The sequence below is a fragment of the Rudaea cellulosilytica DSM 22992 genome, from assembly GCF_000378125.1.
GTDB classification, from domain to species: domain Bacteria; phylum Pseudomonadota; class Gammaproteobacteria; order Xanthomonadales; family Rhodanobacteraceae; genus Rudaea; species Rudaea cellulosilytica.
In genome coordinates this window covers 47,696-60,616 of the sequence record NZ_KB899244.1, presented here as the reverse complement: position 1 = coordinate 60,616, position 12,921 = coordinate 47,696, and the positions used below count along the sequence as shown (strand labels likewise).

Here is a 12,921-nt window from a genome sequence, read left to right as displayed (position 1 = left end):
GTCGACATGGCTGTTCACCGGCCATTCCCTTCCGTCATGCCTTCGGCAGGCCACGCCCCGTTTGGCGCGGACGGACTTCGTGCTCAATGCGGCAAGTGCATATGAAGAAACGTTAGTCTCGCGTGGTATTTTCATAATTGTCTGACAGCGCTGGACAATCCAGCATCTGTAACCGTCAAGCACGACTGAGAAAAAGTGTGCCGAAGCTCGGATTCGTAGCCAAAACGTCCAAGCCCGAGCAGCACACAACCAGCAAAGAAAAACGAGCGAAGCCGTGCTGACGCCGTTGATAACTGGGAGGGGCTTCAACAATGAGTAACCTATTTGCTGGCGCGCGGACATCCGCCGCCCATCGATTCAAGCTGGCTCGCCTGTCGACTGCAATCGGCATGTGTTTGATGTTGTCTTCGGCACCCCTGATTGCGCAGACGGTGCCGGATTCGACAAGTGACAACGCGGCGAAGGACGATGACGGCAGGCCGAAGAAGACGACGGCGGCCGACGGCACGACGACGGAAAGCCTCGAAGCCATTACCGTTACCGGCATCCGCGCGTCGGTTGAGAAGGCGCAGGACACCAAGCGCTACGCCGACACCTTTGTCGATTCGGTAAATGCAACCGACATCGGCGCGTTGCCCGACCGCAGCGTCACCGAAACCTTATCGCGCATTCCCGGCGTCACCATCGACCATTTCCTCTCTGTGGGCGACCCGGAGCATTTCTCCGCCGAAGGCAATGGCGTGCAGGTGCGCGGTCTCACGCAGGTGCGTTCCGAATTGAATGGCCGCGACAGTTTTTCCGCCAACGGTGGGCGCAGCCTCAGCTTCCAGGACGTGCCTTCCGAGCTGATGTCGGGTGTGGACGTCTACAAGAATCAGAAGGCCGACATGATCGAAGGCGGTCTGGGCGGTTCGGTGAACCTGCGCACCTTCATGCCCTTCGACTTCAAGGATCAGAAGATCGCAGCGTCGGTCAGCGAGAACTACGGCGACTTCGTCAAGAAGTACAAGCCGTCCGTCTCCGCGCTCTATAGCAATCGCTGGGACACCAACGCCGGCGAAATCGGCTTCCTCGTCGATGTCGCCCATTCCGAACTGGCCACGCGCACCGACGGCTTGTTCGTGCGTCCGTTCTTTAAGAACCCGAGCGGCGTCTGGGTGCCGCGCGGCGCCGACTGGCGCACGCTGCAATACGACCGCAAGCGCGATGGTGCTTATATGGCCTTCCAGTGGCGCCCCAACAGCGATCTGGAACTTTATGCCACTGCGTTCCAGAGCAAGTACCACGAGGTCTGGTACGAGGATGCGATCTTCGTGCAGAACGATCCGACGAAGGTGATGGTGGACGCCAGCCAGCCGAGCCAGGTGAATGGCGGCGTGTTCCAGTCCGGTCGCCTCACACAAGACGGCGGTATGCCGATGGGCACGGACATCCGCGCATCGAACCGCCGCTCCAAGACCACGGACTTCTCCACTGGCTTGAAGTGGGTGCTGGGTACGAGCACGGAAATCACGAGCGAGTTGCAGCACATCAAGGCCACGACCAAGAGTCTGGATTCCACGGTGGCGTTGGGCGTCAACGTGCCCTACATCGACATCGCCCTGGGCGGTGGCACGCCGCGCATCGGCGTCGATTCCAGCTACACCACGAACCCCGCGAATTACTACTGGGGGTTCACCATGGATCACCAGGACCAGAACGAGGCGAGCGAAACGGCCTGGCGCGCCGACATCAAGCACAGCCTCGACGGCGCGTTTGTGCATGCGGTGAAGGCGGGCGTGCGCATTACCGACCGCGATGCCACGAATATCAATACCGGCTACAACTGGAAGCCGGTGTTCCAGACCTGGATGCAATATTGGGCGTTGCCCGGCGGCGTTCCGTTGCCCGGCCTGAACTTGAACGGCACGGTCAACTCCAGCCTGGTGCACCTGGACACGTTCAACAACTTCTACAGGGGCTCTTCCAACATACCGGGTGCGTTCTATGCGCCGCTGCTGTCGACCGCGTTGGGCTACCCGACCAGTTACCAGAACATCCATGGCGCCGCCGATCCGTTTTACCTTTGCTGCTATGCCGGTACGTACCAGAACACGGTGCTCGACGCTGCGCACACCAATGAGCAGAACGAGAAAACCTATGCGGCGTACGGCATGCTCGAATTCGGATTGGACGACGCCAATCTGAGCGGCAACGTCGGCGTGCGCGCGGTAACCACCAAAAACGCCGCCCAAGGTTTTCTGGTGTTTCCAAGTCAGCCGTTGGCCCCTTATCTGGGCGCGGGCCAGACCACTCCGATCAACGCCAAGAACAGCTACACCGACGTCCTGCCCAGCTTCAACGTGAAGTGGGAGTTCGCTCCGAACTGGATCACGCGTTTTGCCGTGTCCAAGGCGATTGCGCGCCCTGACTTCAGCCAAATGCAGGCCTATCAGGTGCTGAGCGCCAACGTGAAGTCCGGTTATACGCCTCCGACCGGCGCAACCTCTGTGCCGGTAGACGAACTGGATCTGACGGGCGATTCCTACAGCAACCCGTACCTGAAGCCGATGAAGGCCAACCAGTTCGATCTGTCGCTGGAATGGTATTTCGATCCGGATCATGGCGGCATGGCGTGGATCAACCTGTTCCACAAGGGTATTCGCGACTACTTCCGCCGCGAGTCGCAACTGGTGGCGTATCCGGGCGTCGACGGCAACAGCTACAACTATCTGATCACGCGTCCGGTGAATGTCGGCACGGCGACGATCGATGGCATGGAAATCGGCTGGAACCAGTTCTTCGATTTCCTGCCGATCAAGGGCTTCGGCATGTCGGCGAACTACACCTACATCAAGAGCAAGACTCACGTGCCGAACGCGACCGATGCGGTGCCGCTGGATACCGATGGCTCGGGATTCGGCAACCTGCCGGCGGATGGCCTGTCGAAGAATGCCCTCAACGTCGCTGTGTTCTACGAACAGGGTCCGTGGCAAGTCCGACTGGCTTACAACTGGCGCAGCAACTATCTGTTGTCGATTGGTCCGAACGGCTATAACGGCGGCGACAACAACATCGCGTGGAAACTGCCGGTATTCAGTGACGCCTACGGCCAGTTGGATGGTTCGGTCTTCTACGCGTTCAACGACAACCTCAAGCTCGGCCTGGAGATGAACAATCTCAACAACGCCGAACAGCGCACGATCATGTATCAGAATGCGGCCGGCAAACATATCACCTCCTGGTACGTGAACGATCGCCGCTATGCGCTGACTCTGCGCGCGTCGTTCTGATCGCACAGGGATTGCGCGGACGATGAAGGCTTCGGCATGGGCAAGGCACCTAGCGTTGGGTGCCTTGCTGTTGGCAGGAACGTTGGGGGCAAGCGCGGCAACCGGCGATCAAATGGCATATCGCTGGCGCAACGTCGTCATCGGTGGCGGCGGCTTCGTTCCCGGGCTGGTGTTTCATGCGTCCGAAAAAGGCCTGCTCTACGTGCGCACCGATATCGGTGGTGCGTATCGCTGGGATGCGTCGTCCGCGCGCTGGGCGTCGTTGACTGACTGGATCGGCGCGGCCGACGTCAACCTGCTCGGCATCGACAGCCTCGCCGTCGATCCGTCCGATGCGAACCGCATCTATCTTGCCGCCGGCACCTACACGGCTGACTTCGCGCCGAACGGTGCGATCCTGCGTTCGAGCGATCGCGGCCGCACGTTCGCGCGCAGTGACCTGCCGTTCAAGCTCGGCGGCAACGAACTCGGCCGCGGCAACGGCGAACGCCTTGCAGTCGATCCGCACGACGGTCGCGTGCTGTTCTTCGGTTCGCGCGGCGCGGGTTTGTGGCGCAGCGAAGATCGCGGCGCGAGCTGGAGCAATGTTAAGAGCTTTCCCGACGCGGCCACCTCGGCCGGCGCGAGTGCGGCGAACGCATGGCGCAGGCAGGCGATCGGAATCGTCTTCGTCGAGTTCGATCCAGCCAATGGCAAATCCGGCCAGCCGACGCCAACCTTGTACGCGGGCGTATCGACGCGCGAGACAAGTCTGTTTCGTTCGACCGACGCTGGCCGCACCTGGACCGCCGTGCCCGGCCAGCCGATCGGCCTACGCCCGAACCATATGGCCCGCGCAGGGGACGGCACCTTCTACTTGAGTTACGGCGACGAACCCGGCCCCGACAGCATGCACGACGGCGCGGTATGGAAATACGAACCGGCCGCGCAGCGCTGGACGAACATCACGCCGCTGCCGCGCGGTTTTTTTGGTTGGGGTGCTGTCGCCGTCGATCCGCGCAATCCGCAGCTTGTGATGGCCGCGACGTTTGCACGCTACGATCTGGGTGACGAGCTGTTCCGCAGCCGCGACGGCGGCGCGCACTGGCAGCCGGTGTTGGCACGCTCGCGCTTCGATAACGACGGCGCGCCTTGGGTCGCCGCGCACCGGCCACACTGGATCGCTTCGATCGCGATCGATCCGTTCGATTCCGATCGTGTGCTGTTCGTCACCGGTTACGGCATCTGGGCTTCGACGAACATGCTCGGCTTCGATCAGGGCAGCACGGTGAACTGGCGTTTCGAAGACCGCGGTCTCGAGGAGACCGTCGCGCTCGATCTGATCAGTCCGCCGCAGGGCGCGCCGTTGCTGAGCGCGCTCGGCGATCTCGACGGCTTTCGCCACGACGATCTCGACGTCGCACCGCCGCACTTCGACATTCCGCAGCGCTACAGCAACGGTGAGAGCATCGACTTCGCCGCGCACAAGCCCGAGCTGATCGTGCGCGCCGGCCGGACGAGAAATCCCGCGGGCGGCGTGGTGCGTGCTGCATTTTCGATCGACGGCGGCCGTTCATGGCAGGCGTTCGCGAGCGAACCGGGCGAAGGCGAGGGCGCAGGCAGCATTGCGATCGCTGCGGATGCAGAGACCGTAGTGTGGGCGCCGTCGGGGTCGAAGCGGGTTTTTCTGACGCGCGATTTTGGCCGGCATTGGGCAGCTGCCGACGGTCTTGAAGGCGGTGAGCATGTGCTCGCCGATCGTGTCGACGCGTCGCGCTTCTACGCGAGCGCTGCGCGCAGCGGAAAACTCTACGTCAGTCGCGACCGCGGAGCGCACTTCGCGCCGATCGGCGGCGCGTTCGGCGATGCTGCACGCGGAGCCGCGGGGCCGCGCCTCTATGTTTCGCCCGCAGCGGCTGGCCTACTCTGGATCGCAGCCCGCAATCGGGCGCTGATGCGCGGCGACGCCGACGGCCGCATCACTGCGACCATGGCATCGATCACGGGCGTCGATGCACTCGGCTTCGGCAAGGCCGCGCCCGGCAAAACGGCACCGACCTTGTTCGTCGCCGGCCGCCGTAAGGGCGAACAGGGCATTTTCCGTTCGACTGACGAAGGCGCGAGCTGGCAGCGCATCGACGATGCCGGGCACCGCTACGGCCGTATCGACCATCTCGTCGGCGACCCGCGCGTTTTCGGCCGACTCTATTTCGGCGCAGCCGGCCGCGGCATCGTCTACGGCGATCCGGTGGAGCCGCCGTGTACGGCAACGCGCAATTCCACAACTACGACGCGATGTGGGGAGAAACCATAAGCATGGAGTTCGCACGACGATGTTTTTGTTTCGCGGCACGCGGCTTCGTCGCGGTCGTCATGGCGGCGCCCGCCGTTCACGCCGAAGCGGGGCTGCAATTGTCGCTACCATTTAGCGACGGCGCCGTGTTGCAGCGGGATCGCGTCATCCCGGTCTGGGGCCGTGCGACGCCGGGTACGCGGGTGCACGTGCGCTTCGATGGCGCCGACGCCGAAGCGCGCGCCGATGCGCATGGCCGCTGGCGCGCGACGCTGCCGCCGCACGCATCCGGCGGGCCGTGGACGCTCGAGGCCAGCGATGGCCGCAGCGTACGCAAGGTCCGCGATGTGCTCATCGGCGACGTATGGCTGTGTTCGGGCCAATCCAACATGGAGTTCACGGTAAGCCAGGCGCAGAACGCGACAGAAGAGATCGCCCGCGGCGACGATCCGACGATCCGCCATTTCAAGATTCCGAAATCCTGGGCGCTCGCGCCGGCCGATGGCCTCGCCGGTGGCACCTGGGTTGCCGCTACGCCGCGGACAGTCGGCGACTTCTCCGCCGTGTGCTGGTTTTTCGCGCGCACGATCAAGGCGCGCACCGGCGTGCCGCAGGGCCTGATCAACAGTACCTGGGGCGGCAGCCGCATCGAGGCCTGGATGGATTCACGTACAGCGAACGCGAATCCGCAATCGATCGCCGACGCGGTGCAGCGACAGGAGAAAGAGGAAGCCTCGCGCCTCGCGGTCACGCGGCGCCGGCTTGCGCACTGGCGCACGATGAGCAGCGACGTGCTCGACCGTGCAGGCCATCCGGCCTGGGCGACCGAAACGCTCGATGAGCGCGATTGGGCGCCGATCGACGTGCCGCGCTACTGGGAAGATCAGGGCTACTACGGCATGGACGGCATCGCCTGGTACCGCACGCATTTCCGCTTGAGTGCGGAGGAAGCGGCACGTGGCGTGACGCTGGGCCTGGGCATGATCGACGATTCCGACCGCACCTGGATCAACGGAGTGAAGATCGGAGAGACCGTGCAGCAATGGAATGGCGCGCGTGCCTACCGGGTGTCGTCGAGTGCGCTGCACGAAGGGCTCAACACCGTCGCGATTCGGGTCGAGGATCTCAGTGGTGGAGGTGGCATCCACGGCGACGCGGCCCAGGTCTACGTGCAGCCGGACGGTAGTGCGCGCAGGCCGCTTATCGAACCCTGGCGTTTCCGTCCGGCAGCGGTGAGTCTCGTGCCCGACTACCGACAGAATGAAGTGCCGACGCTGCTGTACAACAAGATGATCCATCCGCTGCTCGGTTATGCATTGCGCGGCGTGCTCTGGTATCAGGGCGAGGCCAACGCGCTGCCGGGACAGGCGCTGGTCTACCGGGAACAGTTCGCGGACTTGATCCGTGCATGGCGTGCGGCATGGGCGCAGCCCGAACTGCCGTTCCTCTGGGTGCAACTGGCCAACTTCCGCACTGGCGAAGACACGCCGGCGGCGAGCCCGTGGGCGGAGTTGCGCGAATCGCAGTCGGCCACGCTCGCTTTGCCGCACACGGGACAGGCGGTGAGCATCGACATCGGCAATCCCGACGATATCCATCCGACCGATAAGCAGGATGTCGGATATCGCCTGGCCCAAGCAGCACGCCGCGTCGTCTTCGGCGAGTCCGTCGCGGCGGGTGGACCTGTGTTCCAGGCGATACGCATCGAGGGCGCGCGTGCGCTGTTGACGTTCGACGCGCCGGAAGGTCTGTCGGTGCGCGGCGGCGGCATGCGCGTGAGCGGCTTCGAGGTCGCCGGCGCGGACCTGCACTACCAACCCGCAGAGGCGACTATCAACGGCGACAGCATCGTGGTCTCCAGCCCGACCGTCGCCCAACCGACCGCGGTGCGCTACGCCTGGAGCGACAACCCGATCGATGCCAATCTGATCGACCGCGTCGGACTGCCGGCCGCGCCATTCCGCAGCGAGCCTAAGCGATGAGAATCATGCGCCTGAAACGACTATTCGTCGCACTGTTGTTCGTCGCCACGGTTTCCGCCACTGCTGTCGCCGGCGAGCTGCCGCGTATCGTCAGCAGCGACGGACGCCACGCCTTGCTCGTCGACGGCAAGCCTTATTTGATCCTCGGCGCGCAGGTGAACAATTCGAGCGCCTGGCCCGACATGCTGCCCGAGGTGTGGCCGGCGATCGCGGACATGCATGCGAACACTGTCGCCGTGCCGATCGCCTGGGAACAGATCGAGCCGAAAGAAGGGCAGTTCGATTTCGGCTTTCTCGATACGCTCGTCGCCCAGGCGCGCGAGCACGAAGTGCGTCTGGTCCTGCTTTGGTTTGCGACCTGGAAGAACAACGGGCCGAGCTATGCTCCAGGTTGGGTCAAGCTCGACGATGCGCGCTTCCCGCGCATGCGCACGCGCGACGGCAAGGTGTTGAACTCGTTATCGCCGCACGCTGCGGCGACGCTGGCCGCCGATCGCAAGGCGTTTACGCAATTGATGAAGCATCTGCGCGGAATCGACGGCGAGCGGCACACGGTGATCCTCGTCCAGGTCGAGAACGAAACCGGCACCTACGGCACCGACCGCGATCACTCGCCCGCGGCTGACGCCTTGTTCTCCGGGCCGGTGCCGGCCGAGCTGTTGCGCGCGACCCGCAAGCCGGCAGGCACCTGGCGCACGCTGTTCGGCAGCGATGCCGACGAAATTTTCCAGGCCTGGTCGGTCGCGCACTTCGTCGGCGAGGTCGCCGCCGCGGGCAAGGTCGTCTACCCGCTGCCGATGTATGCGAACTGCGCGCTGCGCGATCCGTTCACGCCCGGTAAGCCCGGCAGCTATTCGAGCGGCGGCCCGACCGACAACGTGCTCGACGTATGGAAGGCCGCCGCGCCTGCGCTCGACGTGCTCGCGCCCGACATCTACCTGCCCGAGTACGCGAAGTACACCGCAGTGCTCGAGCGTTATGCGCGTGCCGACAATCCGCTCTTCGTCGCCGAGACAAGCAGCGAGGCGGGCTATGCGCGCTATCTGTTCGCCGCGCTCGGTCGCCACGCGATCGGCTTCTCGCCGTTCGGCATCGACTACACCGGCTATTCGAACTATCCGTTGGGCGCGCGTGCGATCGATGCGAAGTCACTGGAGCCGTTCGCCGCGCACTATCGTCTGCTCGCGCCGATGAGCGGCGAGATCGCGCAGGCCGCTTATGCGGGCAAGCTGTGGGGCGCTGCCGAACCGCAGGACACGCACGAGCAGACGCTCGATCTCGGCGATTGGCAGGTCCGCGTGAGCTACGGCCACGATCCGTTCGGCAGCGCGCCGGCCAAGGGCAATGCGGCACTCGACGGCGGTGTGTTGATCGCGCAACTCGGCGCGAACGAATATCTCGTTACCGGCCGCAATGTGCGCGTCGATTTCATCGCCGGGAAGTCGCGCAAGGACGCACGCTTTCTGCTCGATCGCGTCGAAGAAGGGCGCTACGACGCTGGTCGCTGGATATTCAAGCGGCTGTGGAACGGCGATCAGACCGATTGGGGACTCAATTTCAGCACTCTGCCGCAGATTCTCAAGCTACGGCTTGCCACCTATTAAAGGATGTCATGCGCAACACATTGGTTTCATTCGCGCTGCTCGTCATGAGCAAAAAAATTCGTGCGCGGGAAATATCGCACTGCCCACGCGCGAACGAGAGCCGTATGCTTGAGTGCGATTCACGGAGTTCGACATGAACCTGCAATGGCTGCGAAGAATTTTTGTTGCCGGCATCGGCATGATCGGGCTCGTCGACGCTGCCGTGGCCGCATCGCCGCCGCTCGCCGTGCTCGATCGCAATGGGGCGTGGGTGCGCGTCGAGGCCTATGGCGCGAACCTTGTTCACGTCACGATTGCGACCGACAAGGCGCTCGCCCTGGCTGCGCCGGGTTACGGCATCAACGGTCAGCCGGAGCACGCGGCATTCAAGCGGACCAGCGATGCCTCGGGCGACCGCTTCGTGTCCGACGCGCTAGCCCTGCATGTCAACCCCGCGCCGCCGCCGCATGTCGTCGGTCAGATGGAAAAATACTTTGCACCGATGCTTGCGCCGGTCGGCCTGCAAGTCGCAAACGCGAAAGGCGAAACGATTCTTGACCTGCGCGGCTGGGAGATGAATCCGCACGAGGTGGCCGGGGAGGCGACCTGGGCCGTCGGTGCCACGTTTGCCGCATCCGCCGACGAGCATTTCTATGGTCTCGGCCAGAATCAGGAATCGCTCGGCGCGCTCGATCTGCGCGGTCGCGCGATCGATTGCAAGCATTGGTACGACGCTCCGGGCGGCGAGACCGTGTGCATCCCGTTCCTGGTTTCGTCGAAGGGCTATGGCCTCGTCTGGGACAACCCGGCGCAGACGCGCGTGGCGGTCGCGATCAACGGCGCAACGCACTGGGTTTCCGAAGTCGGCGAGCGTGTATCGTTCTTCGTCATCGTCGGCACGCCGGCGGAAATCTACGCCGGTTACGCGCGCCTCACCGGCAAGACCCCGATTCCGCCCAAGGCCACTTTCGGCCTGATTCAATCGAAGGCGCGCTACGCCAGTCAGGCGGAAATCCTCGGCGTCGCCAACACCTATCGGCAGAAGGGCTATCCACTCGACGTCGTGGTGCTCGATTGGTTCTACTGGACGCGAATGGGCCAACTCGATATCAACCCAACCGAATTTCCTGATCCGGACGGCATGAACCGCGAGTTGCGCGGTCTCGGTCTGCGCTCGATCATCTCGATATGGCCGCGCTTCGAGAAGAGCAGCCGCTACTTCGACGAGCTCGACCGCAAAGGCTACCTGCTCAAGGACAAGAACGGCCGATCCGTCGACGGTCTGCCATTTCGTTCCGACCGCGCCGGCGCACTGCTCGACGCGACACATCCCGAAGCGCGTCGCTGGTTCTGGGAGCGCGCACGCGACAATATCCTGAGCCATGGTTTCGACTACCCGTGGCTCGATGAAACCGAGCCCGACCTCGTGCCGGACGGCCTGTTCTATTCGATCGGCTCGGGCGATCGTTATCACAACGTCTATCCGCTGCTGCACGTCGAAGGCGTCGCCCAGGGCATGCGCGCGTGGAAATCCAATCAGCGTGTGCTGATCCTCAGCCGCGCTGCCTATCTCGGCTCGCAGCGTACCGGCGCATTGTTCTGGTCATCGGACATCCAACCAACCTGGGAGGCGTTGCAGCGACAGATTCCTGCCGGGCTCAACATGACGGCGTCGGGCATCGCGTATTGGGGCAACGACATCGGCGGCTGGCAGCCGCTGCCGGCGACGAGCAACGCGCGCAAACCGCCACTCGTCGATCCGAATGATGCGCGCGACGTGGTCGGCGAATACCACGACTATCCGGAATTGCTGACGCGCTGGTTTCAATACGGCACCTTCCTGCCGACCCTGCGCCTGCACGGTGACCGCAAGCACACCGAAATCTTCGCCTTCGGTCACGAGGCCGAAGCGATCATGGCGAAATACGACAAGCTGCGTTATCAGTTGCTGCCGTACCTCTACAGCTGCGCCAAGCACACTTACGACACCGGTATGCCGTTCATGCGTGCGTTGTGGATGGACTTCCCGGACGATCCGGCGGTTGCCAATCTCGGCACGGAGTACCTGTTCGGTCCCGCCTTTCTCGTCGCACCGGTCACCGAGCAGGGCCAGACGAGCAAGGACGTCTATCTGCCGAACGGCAGCGATTGGTACGACTACTGGACCGACCAGCGCTATCAGGGTGGCCAATGGGTCAAGGTGGCCGCGCCGATTGATCGCATCCCGGTGTTCGTGCGAGCCGGATCGATCGTTCCGCTCGGCGCTCCGATTCCGTCGACGGCGACGAAACAGGCAATCGCTGCGATCAAGATTTATCCGGGCAAGGACGCAGGCTTCTCGCTCTACGACGACGATGGCGCATCGTATGCCTACGAGAAGGGCACAGGCACCACGACGACTCTGCGCTGGAACGACGCGGCGAAGCGCTTGGGCGTGTCGGGCGGGGACAAGACACTCGCGAAGGCCGCGCCAGGGCTGTTGCAGATTGCCGGAACGGCGTCGGCCGGCATGCCCGGTGGATCGTCGGGCAAGCCCTAGCGCGCTTGATATCAACCGCGAGCTGACTTGACGAATTCGCGCGGAGTACAGTTGTATACGCGGCGAAACACCGCGTACATGTACTGTAGCGTGGTGAAGCCGCAACGGACTGCGATTTCGGCAAGCGGCATTGACGTGTCGCTGAGCATGCCGCGAGCCATCTCGAGCTTGTGTTCGAGTATCGTGTCGTGCACGGTTTTCTTCAGCTCGCGTTTGAAGTGCTCTTCGAGCAAGGAGCGGGAGATGCCGACGTATTGAGCAACTTGCTCGGTCTTGATGCCGAGGTGCGCGTACTGGCGGATATAGTGACGTGCGCGCATCACGTGCGGGCTCTTCAACGGCTGATGCAGGCTGGAAGTTTGCACCGACAAACCGGCAGGGGGAACCACGATCCGTACATTGGAGTGATCGCCGCCATGCAGCATCTGATGAAGAATCTGCGCGGCGCGCCGGCCCATTTCCTCAGCACCCTGGATCACCGACGACAACGGAATGCGGCCGAGCAGTTGCGCGATCGGATCGTTATCGATGCCGACGACGGCTATTTGTTCGGGCACGGGCGTGTCGGCGACGACGCAGGCCTGCAGGAGTTGTCGAGCACGCGCGTCGGTGACGGTGATAATGCCGATGGGCTTGGGCAGCGACCGAACCCAGGAGACCATTTCTTCTTGCGCCAGACCCCAGCCACCGGCGCTGGTTTGGGAACCGCGGTAGACGATGCCTTGCAATCCGTCGTGCTCGACCATGTTGCAAAAGGCCACTTCGCGTTCCTGCGCCCAGCGGTTGCCGGGCAACGGCGGCAGGCCGTAGAAGGCAAAATGCTGCAGACCCTGCTCAATCAGGTGGACGTAGGCCAGGCGCACAAGTTCGACGTTGTCGGTGGCAACGTAGGGGACCTTGGCCGGATACTGGCTTTCATTCGCATAAGAACCGCCAACCGCGACAACGGGAATGGGCAGGCCGGAAAGTGCCTCGGCTACGGTGGGATCGTCGTAGTCTGCGATGATGCCGTCGCCTCGCCAGTTCTGAATGCCGACCGTGCGAGAGCGGAAGTCTTCCTCCATGAAAAGATCCCAAACCATGCGTGTCGACTTCAGATAGTCGCCGATGCCCGCGATGATTTGCCGGTCGTAGACCTTGTTCGCATTGAACAGCAGGGCAATCCGATGAGGCGACATGGTGGGTGTTTCGGTTCCGTAATGTAGGGACATTCCCGCGTGGATAGGTGGTCAGCCACTTCCGTAAAGGCATTATCGCTCGTGATGGCGGCCAA

6 protein-coding genes are annotated in these 12,921 nt (G+C 63.2%); 5 read left to right on the top strand and 1 reads right to left on the bottom strand.

The annotated features are described in order from the left end of the window. The first annotated feature begins 398 nt into the window (after nt 1-398). The 5 genes from F455_RS0116825 (at nt 399) to F455_RS0116805 (ending at nt 11,648) form a co-directional block, all read left to right on the top strand. Nucleotides 399-3,272: a TonB-dependent receptor gene (locus tag F455_RS0116825; RefSeq protein ID WP_018974485.1), complete on the top strand. Its 2,874-nt coding sequence runs from the start codon at nt 399-401 to the stop codon at nt 3,270-3,272. A gap of 22 nt (nt 3,273-3,294) precedes the next feature. Beyond that, nucleotides 3,295-5,565 (top strand): WD40/YVTN/BNR-like repeat-containing protein, encoded by a 2,271-nt coding sequence (locus F455_RS0116820; protein ID WP_157578991.1) that lies wholly within the window; start codon nt 3,295-3,297, stop codon nt 5,563-5,565. A 2-nt stretch (nt 5,566-5,567) separates the two neighbouring features. Continuing rightward, nucleotides 5,568-7,526 carry a sialate O-acetylesterase gene (locus F455_RS0116815; protein WP_018974483.1) on the top strand — a complete coding sequence of 653 codons (1,959 nt, stop codon included), beginning with the start codon at nt 5,568-5,570 and terminating at the stop codon, nt 7,524-7,526. A gap of 5 nt (nt 7,527-7,531) precedes the next feature. After that, nucleotides 7,532-9,130: a GH35 family beta-galactosidase gene (locus F455_RS0116810; protein WP_018974482.1), complete on the top strand. Its 1,599-nt coding sequence runs from the start codon at nt 7,532-7,534 to the stop codon at nt 9,128-9,130. Between the two features lie 133 nt (nt 9,131-9,263). After that, a complete protein-coding gene (locus F455_RS0116805; RefSeq protein ID WP_018974481.1) occupies nt 9,264-11,648 on the top strand; it encodes a glycoside hydrolase family 31 protein in 2,385 nt (794 codons plus the stop codon). An 11-nt stretch (nt 11,649-11,659) separates the two neighbouring features. Here F455_RS0116805 and F455_RS0116800 read toward each other — a convergent pair whose 3' ends face one another. After that, nucleotides 11,660-12,859 (bottom strand): XylR family transcriptional regulator, encoded by a 1,200-nt coding sequence (locus F455_RS0116800; RefSeq protein ID WP_051084231.1) that lies wholly within the window; start codon nt 12,857-12,859, stop codon nt 11,660-11,662. Nucleotides 12,860-12,921 lie beyond the last annotated feature (62 nt).

Coding starts and splice junctions, on each gene's coding strand:
- F455_RS0116820 (WP_157578991.1), top strand. CDS start 3,295: ATGAAGGCTTCGGCATGGGCAAGGCACCTAGCGTTGGGTGCCTTGCTG.
- F455_RS0116825 (WP_018974485.1), top strand. CDS start 399: ATGTTGTCTTCGGCACCCCTGATTGCGCAGACGGTGCCGGATTCGACA.
- F455_RS0116805 (WP_018974481.1), top strand. CDS start 9,264: ATGAACCTGCAATGGCTGCGAAGAATTTTTGTTGCCGGCATCGGCATG.
- F455_RS0116810 (WP_018974482.1), top strand. CDS start 7,532: ATGCGCCTGAAACGACTATTCGTCGCACTGTTGTTCGTCGCCACGGTT.
- F455_RS0116815 (WP_018974483.1), top strand. CDS start 5,568: ATGGAGTTCGCACGACGATGTTTTTGTTTCGCGGCACGCGGCTTCGTC.
- F455_RS0116800 (WP_051084231.1), bottom strand. CDS start 12,859: ATGTCCCTACATTACGGAACCGAAACACCCACCATGTCGCCTCATCGG.